The sequence below is a fragment of the Variovorax sp. Root473 genome (assembly GCF_001426505.1).
Taxonomy (GTDB): domain Bacteria; phylum Pseudomonadota; class Gammaproteobacteria; order Burkholderiales; family Burkholderiaceae_C; genus Variovorax.
Genome location: NZ_LMEV01000015.1, coordinates 119,481 through 138,567, shown reverse-complemented (window position 1 = coordinate 138,567; position 19,087 = coordinate 119,481). Strand labels below are relative to the sequence as shown.

Genomic DNA, 19,087 nt, shown 5'->3' with positions numbered 1-19,087 from the left:
CGGGGTCTCGCAGAACTCGCTGCGCTCAAACAGCTGCGAGCCCTGATCCGCGAAACGCTGCGCGCCTCGGCGGCACAGAGGGGGCGCCCACGCCGCACCGCGCACCGGGCTTCGTCGTGGCGTGATGGCTCTGCATGTTCCGCCTTGACCTTGAATCAGGGAGCAGCGGCATGAGCGACGTCGTACTCCAGCTGCTCAACGTGGAAAGCGCCTACGGCCCGATCAAGGCCATCCGCGGTGTGAGCCTGAAGGTCCGCAAGGGCGAGATCGCGACGGTGCTGGGCTCCAACGGCGCGGGCAAGACGACGATCCTCAAGACCATCTCGGGGATCATCGATCCGCGCAAGGGCAGCATCGAGTTCCAGGGCCAGGACATCACGGCGAAGGACCCGGCCTTCATCGTGCAGCAGGGGCTGAGCCACGTGCCCGAAGGGCGTGAGGTGTTTCCGCTGCTGTCGGTGAAGGACAACCTGCTGATGGGCGCCTACACCCGCAAGGACCGCGACGGCGTGGCGCGGGACATCGAGACGGTCTTCACCTACTTCCCGATCCTGCGTGAGCGTGCCACGCAGGACGCCGGCCTGCTCTCAGGCGGGCAGCAGCAGATGCTGGCCATCTCGCGCGCCATCATGGCGGCGCCGCACCTCATCCTGCTCGATGAACCCAGCCTCGGCCTGAGCCCCAAGCTCACGAAGGAAATCTTCGAGATCGTGGTGCGCATCAACCGCGAGCGCGGCACCACCATCCTGCTGGTGGAGCAGAACGCCAACATGGCGCTCAACGCCGCCGACCACGGCTACGTGCTGGAGAACGGGCGCATCGTGATGGAAGACTCGTGCGAGCGTCTGCGCGAGAAGGACGACATCAAGGAGTTCTACCTCGGTGTCAAGGACGACGGCGTGCGCGGCGAGCGGCGCTGGAAAAAGAAGAAGACCTGGAGGTAGCCGTCGCCATGCAAGGACTCTGGGATCTGCGAACCATCGAACCCGGCCACGACATCCTCGTGCCCGGCGAGACGCTGTCGGCCATGTTCTGGAACGCCGTGCGCCAGCGCGGCGACAACATCTGGATGCGGCAGAAGGAACTGGGCATCTGGCGCAGCTGGAGCTGGCGCCAGACCGCCGAGGCCGTGCGCGAGATCGCGGCCGGCCTGCAGGCGATCGGCTTCACGCGCGGCGAGTGCGCGTCGATTCTTTCGAACACCGTCATCGAGTGGGTGCTGGCCGACCTGGCCGTGCTGAGCTGCGGCGGTGTGTCGAACGGCATCTACCCCACCGACGCTGCTTCGCAGGTGCAGTACCTGTGCGAAGACTCGCGCACCACCGTGCTCTTCGTGGAAGACGACGAGCAGCTCGACAAGGCGCTTGAGGTGCGCGCCAGCCTGCCTGGCCTGCGCCGCGTGGTCGTGTTCGACATGGAAGGCCTGCGCGAGCTCGATGACCCGGGCGTGATGAGCCTCGATGCGCTGCGCGCCCTCGGCCGCACGCACCTGGCGGGCGACCCGCAGGCGGTGGAGCGCAGCGTGGCCGCCTGCCGGCCCGAAGACCTGGCGATCCTTGTCTACACCTCCGGCACCACCGGCAAGCCCAAGGGTGCGATGCACAGCCACGCGGGGCTGGTGTACACGGCGCGCGGCTACAACACGCTCATCGCACAGGACGAAAAAGACGAGCGCATGTGCTTCCTGCCGCTGTGCCACATCGCCGAGCGCATGGGCGGCGAGTACTTCGCGATGTACACCGGCTCGATCCTCAACTTCGTGGAGAACCCCGAGACGGTGCCGGAGAACGTGCGCGAGATCGCACCCACGGTGTTCACGGGTGTGCCGCGCGTGTGGGAGAAGTTCTATTCGGGTGTGATGATCGCGCTGAAGGAGGCCAGCCCGCTGCAGCAGGCCGCCTACCAATGGAGCATCGGCGTGGGCGAGACCATCGCCAACAAGGTGCTCGCGGGCCAGGAGATCGGCGCGGGGCTGCGCCTGAAGTTCCGGCTCGCGCGGCTGCTGGCGCTGGACAACGCGCGCAAGCTCATCGGCATCCACCGCGCGCGCTTTCTCGTGACCGGTGCGGCCCCCATTTCGCCCGAGCTGGTCAAGTGGTACCTCGCGCTGGGCGTGCCCATGCTCGAGGTGTGGGGCATGACGGAGTCGTGCGGCGCTTCCACCGCGGTGCCCGTCACGCGCATCAAGCCGGGCTCCATCGGCCCGGCCACGGGCTACAACGAGGTGCGCATCGATCCGGCCACCAGCGAGATCCTGGTGCGCGGTCCCAATGTCTTCAGGGGCTATTTGAATCTTCCGGAGAAGACCGCCGAGACCATCGACGCCGACGGCTGGCTGCACACGGGCGACGTGGGCGTGATGGACGAGGACGGGTATTTCCGCATCACCGACCGGATGAAAGACATCATCATCACGGCAGGCGGCAAGAACGTGACCCCGAGCGAGCTGGAGAACGAGCTCAAGTTCAGCCTCTACATCACCGATGCCGTGGTGATCGGCGACAAGAGGCCCTACCTCACGGTGATCGTCATGATCGACCAGGAGAACGTCGAGAAATTCGCGCAGGACCACGACGTGCCGTTCAGCAACTACGAGAGCCTGACGCGCACGCAGGAAGTGCAGGACCTGATCCAGGGCGAGATCGATCGCGTCAACGCCAAGTTCGCGCGCGTCGAGCAGATCAAGAAGTTCTTCCTGCTCGAAACGCAGCTCAGCGCCGAGGACGAGGAGCTCACGCCCACGATGAAGCTCAAGCGCAAGCTGGTGCAGACCAAATACGCCGAGCGCATCGACGCCATGTACCGCTGACCTCTTTTCTGTCAACCCGAGGAGACAACGCTATGACGAAGCTCAAGACATTGACGACGCTGGCCGTGGGGGGCCTGATCGCGACGCTCGCGTCCGCGCAGCAGCAGGGCGTGAGCAAGGACGAGATCCGCATCGGCACCATCCAGGACCTGTCGGGCCCGCTGGCGGGCTTCGGCAAGCAGGCGCGCAACGGCATGCAGCTGCGCGTGGATGAACTCAACGAGCAGGGCAACGTCAACGGGCGCAAGCTCAAGCTCTTCGTCGAAGACTCGGGCTACGACCCGAAGAAGGCCGTGCTGGCGGCGCAGAAGCTGGTCAACCAGGAAAAGATCTTCATCATGGCCGGCCACATCGGCACGGCGCAGAACATGGCGGCGATGCCGGTGCAGTTCGACAAGAACGTCGTCAACTACATGCCCATCACGGCGGCGCGTGAAATGTACGAGCCGCTGAACCGCCTGAAGTACTCGTTCGCGGCCACGTACTACGACCAGATCCGCCTGGCGCTGCCCAAGATGATCAAGGACAAGGGCGCCAAGAAGGTCTGCACGATCTACCAGGACGACGAGTTCGGGCTCGAAGTGCAGCGCGGCGCCGAGGCTGGCCTGAAGGCCGCGGGCATGGAACTGGCCGAGAAGACCTCGTTCAAGCGCGGCGCCACCGACTTCAGCTCGCAGGTCGCGAAGATGAAGGCCGCCAACTGCGACCTCGTGGTGCTCGGCACCATCATCCGCGAGACCATCGGCACGGTGGGCGAGTCGCGCAAGACGGGCTTCAACCCGACCTTCCTGGGTTCGAGCGCGGCCTACACCGACCTCATCCACAAGCTCGGCGGCAAGGCCATGGACGGCATCTACGCCACGATGACGGTGCAGAACCCCTACACCGACGAGCAGTCGCAGCCGCTGCGCTTCTGGGCCAACAAGTACAAGACCAAGTTCAACGAAGACCCGACCGTGTTCTCGGTGTACGGCTACGTGATCATCGACTCGTTCATCAAGGCCGCGACCAAGGCCGGCCCGAACCTCACGACCGACAGCTTCATCAAGGCGATGGACAGCATCACCTTCGAGCCCGACATGTTCGGCAGCCCGAAGAGCACTTACACCGCCACCAAGCGCCTGGGCAACGACCAGTCGCGGCTGTCGCAGATCAAGGACGGCAAGTGGGTGGTGGTCTCCGACTATGTAACGCCCTGATCTCCCGCTGCAGTGCCGGGGCAGGCGGCTATATTTCGCGACAACTTATCGCGAGGTCGCCATGCCCCAGTACTGGTTGATGAAATCCGAGCCCGACGAGGTCTCGATCGACGATGCCCTCGCCGCGCCCGATGCCACCGTGGCGTGGACCGGCGTGCGCAACTACCAGGCACGCAACTTCATGCGCGATGGCATGAAGGTCGGCGACGGCGTGCTGTTCTATCACTCGAGCTGCCCCGAGCCCGGCATTGCCGGCATCGCCCGCGTGGCCTCGGGCGTCAAGCCGGACCCGACGCAGTTCGATCCCAAGTCGCCGTACTACGACGCGGGCGCGAAGAAGGAAGATCCGCGCTGGTTGCTGGTCGACGTGCAGGCGCTGCGCAAGACGCGGCTGCTGTCGTTGCCCGAGCTGCGCGCCAGGCCCGAACTGGCCGATCTGGTCGTGCTGCGCAAGGGCAACCGGCTGTCGATCACGCCGGTGGAGCCGGCGCACTGGAAGGTCATCGAGAAGATGCTGGCCTGACCCTGTTGTTCAGGCGACTTTCGACAGGATCGGGAACAGCTTGCCGAGCCCATCGGCCATCACCTCGACCGCGAGCGCCGCGAGGATCAGGCCCATGAGCCGCGTCATGATGTTGATGCCGGTCTTGCCGAGCACCCGCGCGATGGGCTGCGCGAGCGAAAACGCCAGCGCGGTCGCCAGCGCCACCACCACACCGTAGCCGACCAGCAGCCCCAGCTCCCACAGGTGCTGCGTCTTGTCGGCGTAGATCACCACGGTGGAGATCGCGGCCGGGCCGGTGAGCAGCGGAATCGTGAGCGGCACCACCGCGATGGAGGCGCCCATCGACGCCTTCACCTCCACCGCGCGCAGCTCGTCGACGTTGGTCTTGCTCTCGGCCGGTTGCGCGTTGAGCATCGAGATCGAGCTCATGAGCAGCAGCAGCCCGCCGCCGACCTGGAAGCTCGCGATCGAGATGCCGAAGAAGGACAGCAGCTGCAGCCCGATGAGCGCGCTCACGGCGATGACCACGAAGGCGCTGAACGCCGACATGCGCACCGTGCGCTTTCGCTGGGCGTCCGAGTAGTCCTGCGTGTAGTGGATGAAGAAGGGCACGATGGCCAGCGGGTTGACGATGGCGACCAGCGTGACCAGCGGCTTGATGAGGTCCATGGAGGTGCTCATGGCTCAGCGTCCTCCCGTCACGTCGAGCAAGGCCATGGTGGTGTAGCTGGCCTCGGGCGAGAGCAGCCACAGGATGGCGCCTGCGATTTCCTCGGGACTGCCGGTGCGTTGCATCGGCACGGTGGGCGCGAGTTCGGTGGCGCGGTCGGGCATGCCGCCCGAGGCGTGGATCTCGGTGTCGATGAGGCCGGGGCGCACGGCGTTCACGCGGATGCCTTCGGTGGCCACTTCCTTGGCCAGGCCGATGGTCAGGGTGTCGATGGCGGCCTTGCTGGCGGCATAGTCGACGTACTGGCCCGGCGAGCCCAGGCGCGCGGCGCCGCTGGAGATGTTGACGATGGCGCCGCCCGCGCCGCCGTACTTCGTGCTCATGCGCTTCACCGCCTCGCGCGCGCAGACGAAGCTGCCGATCACGTTGATGCGGAACATGCGTTCCATGCGGGCCACGCTCATCTCGTCGACGCGTGCCTGGATGTCGACGACGCCGGCGTTGTTGACCAGTGCAGTGAGGCGGCCGAGCTTGGCGTCGACCTTCGCGAACATCGCGAGCACCTGGGCCTCGTCGCCCACGTCGGCCTGCACCGCGATGGCAGTGCCGCCGCCCGCGCGGATGGTGCGCACCACTTCGTCGGCGGCCAGCGAGTTGCGGGCGTAGTTCACGGCCACGGCGTAGCCGCGCTTCGCGGCGAGCAAGGCCGTGGCGGCACCGATGCCGCGCCCACCGCCGGTGATCAAGAGCACCTGGTCCAAATCCCACCTCCTGCAGAGAAACTGTGTGTCAGTTAAAACCGTTCGTCCGGATTACATCATCGAGGGCCAGTGCATGAGCGTGAGCGCCGCGCCGGGCTGTCCCAAACAAGCTTGCACCGCAGTGCGAAGCGCGGAGGTTATTCAATGCACAAGACGATCGACTATTACTTTGCGCCACAGAGCCCGTGGACCTATCTGGGGCATACCCGCTTTGCCGCCATCGCAGCGGCCGCCGGTGCCACCGTGCGCGTGCGACCCATCGACATGGGCAGCGTGTTCCCCGTGTCGGGCGGCCTGCCGCTGGGCAAGCGCGCGCCGCAGCGCCAGGCCTACCGGCTGCTCGAACTGGCGCGTTTCTCGAAGCACCTGGGCCTGCCGCTGAACCCGAAGCCGAAGTTCTTTCCGGTGGCCGGCGACGATGCGGCGCGGCTGATCATCGCCGTCGACATGCACGACGGCAACGAGGCCGCGATGCGCATCAGCGCGGCGGTGTTCGCGGCTGTGTGGGTGCAGGAGCGGAACATTGGCGACCCGAACCTGCTCGAAGCCCTGGTCACGGAATGCGGCCTGCCGGCCAAGCGCGCCGAGCAATCGCAGAGCCAGGCGGTGCAGGAGCGTTACGAGGCCTACACGCAGGAAGCGATCGACATCCAGGTGTTCGGCGCGCCGAGCTACGTGATCGACGGCGAGATCTTCTGGGGCCAGGACCGGCTCGATTTCGTCGAGCGGGCGCTGCGCGCTTGACGGCGCGCAAGCCGACCTGCTTTTTCTTTTTTCATTCCATCGTTTCAGGAGAACCCCATGGGCCAATTCATCGACCTCACCGCCAAGGACGGCTTCACTTTTCCCGCCTACGTGGCCGAGCCCGCGGGCACGCCGCGCGGCGCGGTGGTGGTGGTGCCGGAAATCTTCGGCGTGAACTCGCACATCCGCTCGGTGGCCGATGGCTACGCGGCCGACGGCTACCTGGCGGTGGCGCCGTCGACCTTCCACCGCGTCAAGCCCGGCGTCGAGCTGGGCTACAGCGACGAGGACATGAAGACCGGCTTCGGCTACAAGACCGCGGTCGAGGCGCTGCCCGCGCCCGGCGTGCTGCAGGACCTCGAAGCCGCGATTGCCTACGCCTCGAAGGCGGGCAAGGTCGGCATCGTCGGCTACTGCTGGGGCGGCCTGCTGGTCTGGCGCGCCGCGGCCCTGCTGCCGGGCCTGGCCGCTGCCGCGCCTTACTACGGCGGTGGCATGACGACGCCCGAAGAAAGCGCGCGCCAGCCGAAGGTGCCGGTGCTCGCACAGTTCGGCAACCGCGACCACTGGATTCCGCTGGACACCATCGAGGCCTTCAAGAAGGCGCACCCCGAGGTGGAAGTGCATGTCTATGAGGCCGACCACGGCTTCAACTGCGACCAGCGTGGCTCGTACAACGCCGAAGCGGCAAAGCCGGCGCGTGAACGCGTGCTGGCCTTCTTTGCCAAGCACGTCGGCTGAGACAACGGCGCGCCTCACGCCAAAGCCCGGCAGTGCCGGGCTTTTTCATTGATTACTTCTTGGCCCCGACTCGCGTCTGCAGGAAATCGAGCAGCACGCGCAGCGCAGCGCTGTTGTGGCGCCGCTGCAGGTAGGCGGCCGACAGCCACATGTCCTTGCGCGCATAGCCTTCGAGCACCGGCACCAGCTCGCCGCTGTCGAGGTGAGACTGCACGAGCAGCGAGGGCAGGTAGATCACGCCGAAGCCGCGCATCGCGACCCGGATCAGCGGCGCGCCCTCGGTGCAGTCCATGCGGCTCTTGACCTGCACGTCCAGCGGCTGGCCGTTGTCATCGAAGCGCCACGTGGGCTGCGCGCCCAGCAGCGAATGGGTCAGTGCCTCGTGGTGGACGAGCTCCTGCGGATGCGCGGGCTTGCCGTGTTTCTTCCAGTAGACCGGCGAGGCGCAGACCACCATGGGAATGAGCCGCAGCTTGCGCACGATGAGGTTGGCGTCTTCCACCGGGCCGCTGCGGATGTCGACGTCGATGCCTTCCTCGGCGAGGTCGACGGTGCGGTTGGTCAGCTGCAGGCTGATGCTCACGTCGGGGTAGTGGCGCATGAAGTCGGCCAGCAGGTCGGGGAACTCGCCGTTGCCCATGCCGTGCGGCGCCGAGATGCGCAGCCGGCCGCCGGGCTGGCTGGCGCGCTCCTGCAGTTCGGCCTGGGTGAGCTCGACCATCTCGAGCATCGGCGTGCTGCGTTCGAGCAGCAGCTGGCCGGCGTCGGTGAGGCTGACGGAACGCGTGGAGCGGTTGAGCAGGCGCACGCCGAAGCGGGTCTCGAGCTCGGCGACGTACTTGCTGACCGTGGCCTTCGACATGTCGAGCCGCTTGGCGGCCTGAGAGAAGCTGCCGTGCGAGGCGACTTCCCGGAAGGTTTTGATCAGATCGAGACTGTCCATGTCAGTGAAACCCGTTGTTTTTCGCGAGGGAGCGCGGTGCGCCGATTCTCAGGGGTTTTGCCGAATGGGTCTGGTGCGGGGTTCCGGTGTAGGCCGGAAGCAGTCAGGCGTCAGCGGTCCGGATTTTTGTGTGCACGACTTCCTTGACCGATTGTTTCTGTACAGGAAACACCGTGTCTCTGAACCGGGTGTTTTCCCGAAGAAATTCCGGCTGACACTCGCCGCACAGGCGAGCCAACGTGCAAGCCTGGTGGACATCCATCTAGCCGAACACAAGGAACAGACATGAAGACCTCGCACATTTTCGCAGCCGCCGCCCTGACCCTCCTGGCCGCCACCGGCGCCCAAGCCGAGACGTACCAAGGCGTGACCCAGGTGATCTCGTCCAAGAGCCGCGACGAAGTCAACGCCGAAGCCCAGCGCACCGCCGCAGCCCCGAACCAGAACGTGGTGCGCGGTTCGCGCGGCGCGGAAACCGTGGCCGTGTCGAAGGACCGTTCGATCGTCGAAGCCGAAGCCGTCCGCACCGCCTTCGCTCCGGACCAGAACGTGTCGTCGGGCTCGCGCGTCAACAGCAAGGTCGTCTCGACCATGGCGAACCCGATGGACGCACGCGTTCAGGCCCAGCAAGGTTCGGGCGCCGTCGCCAAGTAATTGGCCGCGAAGCCCGCCGCCTTCCGGGGCGGCCCGGGCTGACACTCAAGAAAGCCACGCAACCGCGTGGCTTTTTTCATGGGCGTTCGCCAGCGGGAGGGCGTTCAGCGCGTGCGGGCCAGGTAGCGCTTGCGCCAGAAGATCAGGACCAGCAGCACCGCGATGACCAGCATGGCCGACATCGCGATCCAGAAGCCGTCGGCCTTGTGCACGAGCGGAATGAACTCGAAGTTCATGCCGAAAATGCCTGCGATCAGGTTGAGCGGCAGGAAGATGGCGGTGAGCACGGTCAGCACCCGCATGATGTCGTTGGCCCGGTGGCCCTGGACGCTGAAGTGCATCTGCACGGCGGTCTCGGCGTTCTGCTCGAGCCGGTGCACGTGGTGCACCACGCGCTGGATGTGTTCCAGCACGTCGCGGCTGCGCACCATGATCAGTTCGCGCTCGCGCTGCGCCACTTCACCTTGCGGCGTGGGCAGGGTTTCGAGCGAATCGATCCAGTCCTGCATCGCGGCGCGCTGGTCTTCGCAGATCTCGTCCAGACGGTGCAGCGACTGGCGCGCTTCCATCAGCGCGCTCCAGTTGGTGAAGCGGCTGCGCGGGTCGATGAGTTCGCTCTGCCAGTGGTCGAGCTGCTTCGTGAGTTCGCGGCGCATGTCGAGGTAGCCGTCGACGATCAGGTTGAGGATGCGCAGCATCAGGTCGGCCGGGCTGGTCGGCAGGCGGGCCGAGGTGGCGCGCACGTCCAGTGCGGGCGTGCCCCGGTCGTCGGGCGAAGCGGCCGCCAGCAGCCGGGCGGCGAAGGCGTCGCGCACGGTGCCGTCTTCGGGGTGCACCGAGAGCAGCACGCGGTCGAACACCGCGAAGCCGACCGGGCGCGTGTCGATGCGGCGCAGCACCGGTGGACCGCCGCGCGAGGGCCGCTGCGGCACCGAAGGCTCGCTGGTGTTCTTGGTTTCAGCGCCGTTGCCCGTGGCCAGGCGGCGGAACACCAGCACGTCGTACAGCGAGGTGTAGTCGTAGTGCGAGGGCAGCTGGTCGTTGAGCAGGTCGGCCACGTGCAGGTCGACCAGCTGGGTCTGGCACAGCGTCTGCAGGATCTGCTGCACCTCGGGCTGGGCGGCACGGAATTCGTCGCGCGTCAGCGAAATCCAGAGGTAGCTGGCGGCGCTGCAGGCGCCCGGCACGGCCAGCGGCGCCAGCGAGGCGTGCTCGCTGACCTGCGAGCGGCTGATTTCGAAGATGCGCATGGAGACTCGCCCCTGGTGATTCTTCTTCCACGCCAGAAATGCCGTGGAGGTGCAACGGATATCTCGCGGAAGCTATTATTTTTGTAGCAAACGGGCGGCGTCAAGCGCGAAGTAGGTCAGCACGCCATCGGCGCCGGCACGCTTGAAGGCCAGCAGGCTTTCGAGCACCACGGCGTCGTGGTCGAGCCAGCCGTTCTGGGCGGCGGCCTTCAGCATGGCGTACTCGCCGCTCACCTGGTAAGCGAAGGTCGGCACGTGGAACTCGTCCTTCACGCGGCGCACGATGTCCAGATAAGGCATGCCGGGTTTCACCATGACCATGTCGGCGCCTTCGGCGATGTCGATGGCAACTTCGCGCAGGGCCTCGTCGCTGTTGCCGGGGTCCATCTGGTAGACCTTCTTGTTGCTCTTGCCGAGCGTGGCGGACGAGCCGACGGCGTCGCGGAAGGGGCCGTAGAAGGCGCTGGCGTACTTGGCGCTGTAGGCCATGATGCGCGTGTGCACGTCGCCGCGGCCTTCGAGCGCGGTGCGGATCGCGCCGATGCGGCCGTCCATCATGTCGCTCGGCGCCACGATGTCCACGCCGGCTTGCGATTGTGTGAGTGCCTGCTTCACCAGCACTTCAACGGTGGCGTCATTGAGGATGTAGCCGGTCTCGTCGAGCAGGCCGTCCTGGCCGTGGCTGGTGTAGGGGTCCAGTGCCACGTCGGTCATGATGCCCAGTTCGGGGAAGCGCGCCTTGAGCGCGGCCACCACGCGGGGAATCAGTCCGTCGGGGTTGAAGGCCTCGTCGCCGGCGGGCGTCTTGAGGCTGGTGTCGATCACCGGGAACAACGCCATTACGGGAATGCCGGCCTGCACGCACTGCTCGGCCACGGGCAGCAGCAGGTCGAGGCTGAGGCGGTCCACGCCGGGCATCGAGGCCACGGCGTCGCGGCGCTTTTCGCCTTCCTGCACGAACACCGGGTAGATCAGGTCGTTTGTCGTCAGCGCATGCTCGCGCACCAGGTTGCGGGTAAAGGCGTCGCGGCGCAGCCGTCGCGGGCGGCCGGCGGGGAACGTGGCGAGCGGGGAAAATGATGACGTCATATATCTAAAATTGTGCCTGAAGCCTCAGACGGCGCCTCAGGGTGATGAGAAGCAAGTTGTCTGACAACTACAGAAATTAGTAGAACTTAAGTTCTAGATTTTTGTTGTAAAAGTCAAAGAAACTGCCTCAATCGCTTGAAACCTTGTTTCGTCTTTGTTAAATTCTGAAGCGGGCGGCTTGCCGCTCCCCGCTTTTCCTCCCTGAGCGGGTGCCTTGATGTGTGACAGCAAAAGGGCTTCCCAGCCCGACGTGAAGACGTCGGGCTTTTTTTTGCCCGGAGCCTTGGCAAAGAGCCCCAAAAGAGGCCAGTGTGCAGCCACCACTAAACTGCCGCCATGCTCTGGGTCAAATCTCTTCACATTGTTTTCATTGCCAGCTGGTTTGCCGGACTGTTCTATCTGCCGCGGATCTTCGTGAACCTGGCGATGGTGCCGCCCGAGTCGGTCGCCGAGCGCGAACGCCTGCTGCTGATGGCGCGCAAGCTGCTGCGGTTCACGACCTTCCTGGCGGTGCCGGCGCTGGTGTTCGGCGCCTGGCTCTGGCTGGGTTACGGCATCGGGCGCGGCCCGGGCAACGGCTGGATGCACGCCAAGCTGGCGCTGGTGCTGGTCGCCATCGGCTATCACCACGGCTGCGGCGTGCTGTTGCGCCGCTTCGTGGCCGGCAGCAACCGCCGCAGCGACCGCTGGTACCGCTGGTTCAACGAACTCCCCGTGTTGCTGCTGCTGGGCATCGTGATCCTGGTGGTGGTGAAACCATTCTGAGCCCGTGTCCACGGTAGGCATGCCGCACAAGTCTGCCGCGCTCCCGCTGGCGCTGGCCTATGCGGCGCTGATCGTCTATGCCAGCCTGTATCCCTTCGCCGACTGGCGTGACCAGGGGATCGCGCCGTGGGCCTACCTGTCGGCGCCCTGGCCCAAGTACTGGACGGGTTTCGATTTCGGGGTGAACGTGGCGGGCTATGTGCCCTTCGGATTTTTGTGCGCGCTGAGCGTGCTGCGCACGGGCAAAAGCCCTGGCGTCTGGCGTGCGTTGCTGCGCGCCACCGTGGCGGGCGCGGCGATCGCCTTTGCCATGGAGACGCTGCAAAGCTACCTGCCGGCGCGCATTCCTTCCAATGTCGATCTCGGGCTGAACGCCGCCGGGACGGTGCTCGGCGCCGTGCTGGCCGCGGCGCTGGAGCGCCTCGGCGCGATCGCGCACTGGGGCCGCGCGCGATCGCAATGGTTCGTCGAGGACGCGCGCGGCGGCCTTGTGCTGCTCGCGCTCTGGCCCTTTGCCCTGCTGTTCCCTGCGGCTGTCACCTTCGGCCTGGGCCAGGTGTTCGAGCGACTGGAGACGGCGATTTCCGAGTGGCTGCTCGACACGCCCTTCATCGACTGGCTGCCCGTGCGCCAGTTCGAACTGGAGCCGCTGGTGCCGGCCGTCGAGTTGCTGTGCGTGATGCTCGGCGCGTTGGTGCCCTGCCTGCTCGGCTATCTCGTGGCGCGTAACGTGGCGCAGCGCGCGGTGTTGCTGCCGCTGATCCTGCTGGCGGGTGTCGCAGCCTCGGCGCTGTCGGCGGCCATGAGCTACGGCCCCGAGCACGCGTGGGCCTGGCTCGAACTGCCCGTGCAGGTCGGGCTGGCCGCGGCGGTGTTCGCGGGCGTACTGTTGCTGTTTGCGCCGCGTCGCCTGTGCGGTGCGTTGCTGCTCATGGGGCTCGTGCTCCAGCTGAGCCTGCTGAACCAGGCGCCCGAGAGCGCGTACTTCGCCCAGACCCTGGCCACCTGGGAGCAGGGCCGCTTCATCCGTTTCCACGGCCTGGCCCAGTGGCTGGGCTGGTGCTGGCCCTTCGCGGTGCTGGTCTATGTGCTGGCGGCGCTGTCGCGGCGCCGCCGTCCGGCAGCGTCTTGAGTGCGCTCATAAAATCGGTCGATGCCCAGCACCACTCCTGCCGCGCCGCCCGGCTACTACGGCCGCCACATCTTCTTCTGCCTGAACGAACGCAAGAACGGCGAAGACTCCTGCGCCCTGCACAACGCGCAGGAAGGCTTCGACCGCTGCAAGGCCAAGGTGAAGGAGCAAGGGCTCGCCGGGCCCGGCAAGGTGCGCGTCAACAAGGCCGGTTGCCTCGATCGCTGCGCGGGCGGGCCCGTGGCCGTGGTCTACCCGGAGGCGGTCTGGTACACCTTCGTGGACGCCGAGGACATCGACGAGATCGTCGAGTCCCATCTGAAGAACGGCCAGGTCGTCGAGCGGCTGCTGCTGCCGCCCGACGTCGGCCGCTGAACTTTCCTGCGGACCCCGTGCTCGTACTGAGCACGTTGCCGGTATCGCCGGCCCAGCCAACTCCAGCGCCATGAATTCCCAGACCGAAAAAATCAGCCTCCAGGGCGCCGCGGGCGTGATCGAGGTGCAGCGCGACCTGCCATCCGGCGAAGCGCGCGGCATTGCGGTGATCGCCCATCCGCATCCGCTGTTCGGCGGCACGATGGACAACAAGGTCGTGCAAACCCTGGCGCGTGCCTTCGTGTCCTGCGGATGGACGGCCGTGCGCTTCAACTTCCGCGGGGTGGGGGCCAGCGAAGGCATTCACGATGAAGGGCGCGGCGAGCTCGAGGACATGCTGCATGTCGTCGGCCAGCTCGCGCCCGAAGGCCGGCTGGCGATCGCCGGTTTTTCCTTCGGGGCCTTCGTGGCCAGCTGCGCGGCCGAGAGGCTCTGGGCCGCACGCGACGTGCGGCAACTGGTGCTGGTGGGCACGGCCGCCTCGCGCTTTTCGGTGGCCACGCTGCCGGCCGAAGCGCACGAGCGCGCGCTCGTGGTCCATGGCGAAGCCGACGACACCGTGCCGCTTGCCGCCGTGATGGACTGGGCGCGTCCGCAGTCACTCCCTGTCACGGTTATTCCCGGGGGCGGCCACTTCTTTCACGGACAATTGCCGCTGCTCAAAAGCCTGGTCGCCCGCCATCTGCGCGCGGGCATCGAATGAAAGCCTTGCAGGCTTGTTCTCGTCTCTTCTTATCTTCCCCATGAATCGTTTTTTCACTGCGCTTCGCGCACTGGTGCTGACCGCTGCTGCCTCGGTTGGCGTGATCGCCGCCGCCCAGATGCCGGCCCCGCCTGAAATCGCCGCGCGCAGCTACCTGCTGCTCGACGTGACCGCGAACCAGATCCTTGCGCAGAAGGACATCGACAGCCCGGTCGAGCCGGCCTCGCTCACCAAGCTGATGACTGCGTACGTCGCGTTCGATGCGCTGCGCGCCAAGAAGATCACGCTGACCCAGACCCTGCCGGTGAGCCCGCGCGCCTGGAAGATGCCCGGCTCGCGCATGTTCATCGACCCCAAGATGCAGGTGCCGGTGGAAGACCTCATCAAGGGCGTGATCGTGCAGTCGGGCAACGACGCCACGGTGGCGCTGGCCGAAGGCGTGGGCGGTACGGTCGAGCACTTCGTCGAGATGATGAACGCCCAGGCCAAGGTGCTGGGCATGAAGAACACCACCTACAAGAATCCCGAAGGCCTCACGGCGCCCGGCCATACCACCACGGCGCGCGACCTGAGCATTCTGGCCACGCGCCTGGTGCGCGACTTCCCCGAGGAAGCCAAGTACTACGCCATCAAGAAGTACCGCTATCCGGGCACGCCGTCGACCAACGACACCAACCGCAACCTGCTGCTGTTCCGCGACCCGACCGTCGACGGCCTGAAGACCGGCCATACCGACGCAGCGGGCTACTGCATGATCGCCACCGCCAAGCGCGACTTCCCCAACCTGACCGGCGGCCGCCGCCTGCTGTCGATCGTGCTGGGTGCCTCCAGCGAGACGGTGCGCGCCAACGAGTCGCAGAAGCTGTTGAACTGGGGCTACACCGCGTACGACGCCGTGCGCCTGTTCGAAGCCGGCCAGCCTGCCGCCACGCCCGCCGTCTGGAAGGGCAAGGCCAACGTGCTGAAGCTGGGCCGCCCCGAAGCCATCGTGGTCGCGGTGCCGACCGGTTCCGCCGGCAAGATCAAGACGCAGGTGTCGCGCCCCGACCCGCTGGTCGCGCCGTTCACCAAGTACCAGGCCGTCGGATCGCTCAAGGTCACGCTGGACGACCAGCCCCTGGCCGACGTGCCGCTGGTGGCCCTGGAGCCGGTCGAGCAGGCTGGCGTCTTCGGCCGCGCCTGGGACGCTGTGCGCCTCTGGATCAAGTAAGAGGCGGACAAAAGAGCCTCGCATCGGCCGATGGCGGGCGCTTCGGGCGCCTGACATTGCCAATTCAGGTCTGCCTGCTATACTCGTGGGCTTTTCGGAATTTTCCGAAGGGTTTCACGTTTTCGTTATTCCCGGCTTCCTTGAGTCACGACCAAGGGCGGTTTCGCAACCAGGGCCGGGTTGTTTTGGGACTAATTCATTCATGCCAACCATCAATCAACTGGTGCGTCAGGGTCGAACGGTCGAGAAGATCAATTCGAAGAGCCCTGCCATGCAGAACTCGCCGCAACGTCGCGGTGTCTGCACCCGCGTCTACACCACGACGCCCAAGAAGCCCAACTCGGCGCTTCGCAAAGTTGCCAAGGTCCGTCTGACCAATGGCTTCGAAGTCATCTCCTACATCGGCGGCGAAGGCCACAACCTGCAGGAACACAGCGTCGTGCTGGTTCGCGGCGGTCGTGTCAAGGACTTGCCTGGTGTGCGTTACCACATCGTGCGCGGTTCGCTCGACCTGCAAGGCGTGAAAGACCGCAAGCAGTCGCGTTCCAAGTACGGCGCGAAGCGTCCCAAGAAGGCTTAAGCCTTCCTGTCAGAAAACAAGCGGTGTTCGATGGCCTTGGCGGGCTTGTCGAGCGAAGTGACCCAATGTCGGGTCGAGTAAGTGAGAGTCCTGACTGGCTCTCGCGGTGCCGGAAACGGTGCCAACTGAAGCAAAGAGGTTAGAAAAATGCCACGTCGTCGCGAAGTCCCCAAACGTGAAATCCTGCCGGATCCCAAGTACGGCAATGTCGAGCTGTCCAAATTCATGAACGTGATCATGGAAGGCGGCAAGAAGGCTGTTGCCGAGCGCATCATCTACGGCGCGCTCGACTTCATCGAGAAGAAGAACCCGGACAAGGACCCCCTCGAAGCGTTCACCGTTGCCATCAACAACGTGAAGCCGATGGTCGAAGTGAAGTCGCGCCGCGTCGGTGGTGCGAACTACCAGGTGCCGGTCGAAGTCCGTCCTGTCCGTCGCCTCGCCCTGTCGATGCGCTGGATCAAGGAAGCCGCCCGCAAGCGTGGCGAAAAGTCGATGGCCCTGCGTCTGGCCAACGAACTGATGGAAGCCACGGAAGGCCGTGGCGGTGCCATGAAGAAGCGCGACGAAGTGCACCGCATGGCAGAAGCCAACCGCGCCTTCAGCCACTTCCGCTTCTAAAAAACACACGTCTCTTGAGCGTTGGGGGTTGAGTAATGGGCGAAGTCGCCCGTGCTCGACGCCCAGCGCTCAACGCATTTAAACCCGAAAGTACACCATGTCCCGCAAGACCCCCATCGAGCGCTACCGCAACATCGGTATCTCCGCGCACATCGACGCCGGCAAGACCACCACCACCGAACGTATCCTGTTCTACACGGGCGTGACCCACAAGCTCGGCGAAGTGCACGATGGCGCGGCAACGACCGACTGGATGGAGCAGGAGCAAGAGCGTGGCATCACGATCACCTCCGCTGCCGTGACCTGCTTCTGGAAGGGCATGGACCATTCGCTGCCCGAGCACCGCATCAACATCATTGACACCCCCGGCCACGTGGACTTCACCATTGAAGTCGAGCGCTCGATGCGCGTGCTGGACGGTGCCGTCATGGTGTACGACTCGGTCGGCGGCGTGCAGCCCCAGTCGGAAACCGTCTGGCGCCAGGCCAACAAGTACAAGGTGCCGCGTCTGGCGTTCGTCAACAAGATGGACCGCATCGGCGCCAATTTCTTCCGCGTTCGCCAGATGATGGTCGACCGCCTGAAGGCCAACCCTGTGCCGATCGTGATTCCGATCGGTGCCGAAGACAAGTTCCAGGGCGTGGTCGACCTGCGTCTGATGAAGGCGATCTTCTGGGACGAAGCCTCGCAAGGCATGAAGTTCGAAACGCGCGAAATCCCCGCCGAACTGGTCGAGCTGGCCAAGGAATGGCGCGAGAAGATGGTCGAAAGCGCGGCCGAAGCTTCGGAAGAGCTGATGAACAAGTACCTTGAAGAAGGTGACCTGACGCTCGAAGAAATCACCCACGGCCTGCGCACGCGCACGATCGCCGGTGAAATCCAGCCGATGCTGTGCGGCAGCGCGTTCAAGAACAAGGGCGTGCAGCGCATGCTCGACGCCGTGATCGAACTGATGCCCTCGCCGCTGGACATCCCGCCGGTGCATGGCACGGACGACGACGAGCAGGAAGTTACCCGCAAGGCCGACGACGGCGAGAAGTTCTCGGCGCTGGCGTTCAAGCTCATGACCGACCCGTATGTCGGCCAGCTGACCTTCGTGCGCGTGTACTCGGGCGTTCTGAGCAAGGGCGACACCGTCTACAACCCTGTCAAGGGCAAGAAAGAGCGTATCGGCCGTATCGTGCAGATGCACGCCAACGAACGTCTCGAAATCGAGGAAATCCGTGCCGGCGACATCGCCGCTTGCGTGGGCCTGAAGGACGTCACCACGGGCGAAACCCTGTGCGACCCGAACGCCATGATCACGCTGGAGCGCATGGAATTCCCCGAGCCCGTGATCTCGCAGGCCGTCGAGCCCAAGACCAAGGCCGACCAGGAAAAGATGGGCATCGCCCTGCAGCGCCTGGCCTCGGAAGATCCGTCGTTCCGCGTGCGCACCGACGAAGAATCCGGCCAGACCATCATTTCCGGCATGGGCGAACTGCACCTCGAAATCATCGTGGACCGCATGAAGCGCGAATTCGGCGTGGAAGCGAATGTGGGCAAGCCGCAAGTGGCTTACCGCGAAACGATTCGCAAGACCGTCGAAGAAGCCGAAGGCAAGTTCGTTCGCCAGTCGGGCGGTAAGGGCCAGTACGGTCACGTTGTCCTGAAGATCGAGCCGCAGGAAGCCGGCAAGGGCTTCGAGTTCGTCGACGCCATCAAGGGCGGTGTGGTTCCTCGCGAATACATTCCCGCAGTGGAAAAGGGCGTTGTGGAAGCGCTGACCCAGGGCGTGCTGGCGGGCTATCCCGTCGTCGACGTCAAGGTCACGCTGCACTTCGGTTCGTACCACGACGTGGACTCGAACGAAATGGCGTTCAAGATGGCCGCCATCTTCGGCTTCAAGGAAGGCGCTCGCAAGGCCAGCCCGGTCATCCTCGAGCCGATGATGGCCGTGGAAGTCGAAACGCCTGAAGACTACGCCGGCAACGTGATGGGCGACCTGTCCAGCCGTCGCGGCATGGTGCAGGGCATGGACGACATGATCGGCGGCGGCAAGCTCATCAAGGCTGAAGTCCCGCTGTCGGAAATGTTCGGCTACTCGACCACGCTGCGCTCGGCCACGCAAGGCCGCGCCACTTACACGATGGAGTTCAAGCACTACGCTGAAGCTCCGCGCAACGTTGCCGAAGCCATCGTGGCTGCGCGCTCGAAGTAAGTTTCAAGAACGTGGGGCCATGCAGTGCATGGCCCTTCTTGTCTGCGATCCGGTGCCGCCCTGTTCCCGTGCGGGGCGAACCAGCAATCGGATGCAGACATAAAACCAACACACGGGACATGCTCTTTCAAGGATT

At 65.2% G+C, this 19,087-nt stretch carries 21 protein-coding genes; 15 read left to right on the top strand and 6 right to left on the bottom strand.

Annotated elements, in window-relative coordinates; translation table 11 throughout:
- The first annotated feature begins 170 nt into the window (after positions 1-170).
- The 4 genes from ASD34_RS10310 (at position 171) to ASD34_RS10295 (ending at position 4,531) form a co-directional block, all read left to right on the top strand.
- Positions 171-944 (top strand): ABC transporter ATP-binding protein, encoded by a 774-nt coding sequence (locus ASD34_RS10310; RefSeq protein ID WP_056576626.1) that lies wholly within the window; start codon positions 171-173, stop codon positions 942-944.
- An 8-nt stretch (positions 945-952) separates the two neighbouring features.
- Positions 953-2,809, top strand: coding sequence for an AMP-dependent synthetase/ligase (locus tag ASD34_RS10305; RefSeq protein WP_056576623.1), 1,857 nt, complete (start codon positions 953-955; stop codon positions 2,807-2,809).
- A 32-nt stretch (positions 2,810-2,841) separates the two neighbouring features.
- Positions 2,842-4,008 (top strand): ABC transporter substrate-binding protein, encoded by a 1,167-nt coding sequence (locus ASD34_RS10300; RefSeq protein ID WP_056576620.1) that lies wholly within the window; start codon positions 2,842-2,844, stop codon positions 4,006-4,008.
- Positions 4,009-4,069: 61 nt separating this feature from the next.
- Positions 4,070-4,531, top strand: a complete 462-nt coding sequence (locus ASD34_RS10295) for an EVE domain-containing protein (protein WP_056576617.1) — start codon at positions 4,070-4,072, stop codon at positions 4,529-4,531.
- A gap of 9 nt (positions 4,532-4,540) precedes the next feature.
- On the opposite strand, the gene ASD34_RS10290 is transcribed toward ASD34_RS10295, so the two are convergent.
- The gene (locus ASD34_RS10290; protein ID WP_056576614.1) at positions 4,541-5,194 is read right to left on the bottom strand and encodes a MarC family protein; all 654 of its coding nucleotides are present in this window, start codon (positions 5,192-5,194) and stop codon (positions 4,541-4,543) included.
- Positions 5,195-5,197: 3 nt separating this feature from the next.
- On the bottom strand, positions 5,198-5,944 hold the full coding sequence (locus ASD34_RS10285) for an SDR family oxidoreductase (protein WP_056576611.1): 747 nt from the start codon (positions 5,942-5,944) through the stop codon (positions 5,198-5,200).
- Between the two features lie 144 nt (positions 5,945-6,088).
- Between ASD34_RS10285 and ASD34_RS10280 the strand changes: the two genes are divergently transcribed.
- Together ASD34_RS10280 and ASD34_RS10275 are read left to right on the top strand one after the other, a co-directional pair.
- The gene (locus ASD34_RS10280) at positions 6,089-6,688 is read left to right on the top strand and encodes a 2-hydroxychromene-2-carboxylate isomerase (RefSeq protein ID WP_056576607.1); all 600 of its coding nucleotides are present in this window, start codon (positions 6,089-6,091) and stop codon (positions 6,686-6,688) included.
- 57 nt (positions 6,689-6,745) lie between these two features.
- Positions 6,746-7,429, top strand: coding sequence for a dienelactone hydrolase family protein (locus tag ASD34_RS10275; RefSeq protein WP_056576604.1), 684 nt, complete (start codon positions 6,746-6,748; stop codon positions 7,427-7,429).
- 52 nt (positions 7,430-7,481) lie between these two features.
- Here the strand turns inward: ASD34_RS10275 and ASD34_RS10270 are convergent, their stop codons facing one another.
- Entirely contained in the window at positions 7,482-8,372 is an 891-nt protein-coding gene (locus ASD34_RS10270) for a LysR family transcriptional regulator (protein ID WP_056576601.1), read from the bottom strand.
- 285 nt (positions 8,373-8,657) lie between these two features.
- On the opposite strand from ASD34_RS10270, the gene ASD34_RS10265 reads away from it, so the two are divergent.
- Entirely contained in the window at positions 8,658-9,026 is a 369-nt protein-coding gene (locus tag ASD34_RS10265; protein ID WP_056576598.1) for a hypothetical protein, read from the top strand.
- A gap of 104 nt (positions 9,027-9,130) precedes the next feature.
- Here the strand turns inward: ASD34_RS10265 and ASD34_RS10260 are convergent, their stop codons facing one another.
- The 3 genes from ASD34_RS10260 to ASD34_RS27515 all read right to left on the bottom strand — a co-directional run bounded on the left by ASD34_RS10260 (position 9,131) and on the right by ASD34_RS27515 (position 11,725).
- The gene (locus ASD34_RS10260) at positions 9,131-10,276 is read right to left on the bottom strand and encodes a magnesium transporter CorA family protein (protein WP_056576593.1); all 1,146 of its coding nucleotides are present in this window, start codon (positions 10,274-10,276) and stop codon (positions 9,131-9,133) included.
- Between the two features lie 75 nt (positions 10,277-10,351).
- Positions 10,352-11,365, bottom strand: coding sequence for a porphobilinogen synthase (hemB, locus tag ASD34_RS10255; protein ID WP_056576590.1), 1,014 nt, complete (start codon positions 11,363-11,365; stop codon positions 10,352-10,354).
- Positions 11,366-11,458: 93 nt separating this feature from the next.
- Complete coding sequence (locus tag ASD34_RS27515; protein WP_157609671.1) at positions 11,459-11,725, bottom strand: hypothetical protein; 267 nt, start codon at positions 11,723-11,725, stop codon at positions 11,459-11,461.
- Here ASD34_RS27515 and ASD34_RS10250 point away from each other — a divergent pair.
- From ASD34_RS10250 to fusA, 8 genes are all read left to right on the top strand, one after another.
- Positions 11,702-12,130, top strand: coding sequence for a CopD family protein (locus ASD34_RS10250; protein WP_056576587.1), 429 nt, complete (start codon positions 11,702-11,704; stop codon positions 12,128-12,130). The genes ASD34_RS27515 and ASD34_RS10250 overlap by 24 nt on opposite strands.
- 19 nt (positions 12,131-12,149) lie before the next feature.
- Entirely contained in the window at positions 12,150-13,262 is a 1,113-nt protein-coding gene (locus tag ASD34_RS10245; RefSeq protein WP_056576584.1) for a VanZ family protein, read from the top strand.
- Between the two features lie 21 nt (positions 13,263-13,283).
- A complete protein-coding gene (locus ASD34_RS10240; RefSeq protein ID WP_056576580.1) occupies positions 13,284-13,637 on the top strand; it encodes a (2Fe-2S) ferredoxin domain-containing protein in 354 nt (117 codons plus the stop codon).
- Positions 13,638-13,707: 70 nt separating this feature from the next.
- A complete protein-coding gene (locus tag ASD34_RS10235; RefSeq protein ID WP_056576577.1) occupies positions 13,708-14,340 on the top strand; it encodes an alpha/beta hydrolase in 633 nt (210 codons plus the stop codon).
- Positions 14,341-14,380: 40 nt separating this feature from the next.
- Positions 14,381-15,550, top strand: a complete 1,170-nt coding sequence (locus ASD34_RS10230) for a D-alanyl-D-alanine carboxypeptidase family protein (RefSeq protein WP_056576574.1) — start codon at positions 14,381-14,383, stop codon at positions 15,548-15,550.
- Positions 15,551-15,752: 202 nt separating this feature from the next.
- Complete coding sequence (gene rpsL / locus ASD34_RS10225; RefSeq protein WP_013543948.1) at positions 15,753-16,130, top strand: 30S ribosomal protein S12; 378 nt, start codon at positions 15,753-15,755, stop codon at positions 16,128-16,130.
- A 147-nt stretch (positions 16,131-16,277) separates the two neighbouring features.
- Complete coding sequence (rpsG, locus tag ASD34_RS10220) at positions 16,278-16,751, top strand: 30S ribosomal protein S7 (protein WP_007829591.1); 474 nt, start codon at positions 16,278-16,280, stop codon at positions 16,749-16,751.
- A 97-nt stretch (positions 16,752-16,848) separates the two neighbouring features.
- Positions 16,849-18,951 (top strand): elongation factor G, encoded by a 2,103-nt coding sequence (fusA, locus tag ASD34_RS10215; RefSeq protein ID WP_056576571.1) that lies wholly within the window; start codon positions 16,849-16,851, stop codon positions 18,949-18,951.
- Positions 18,952-19,087: the final 136 nt, after the last annotated feature.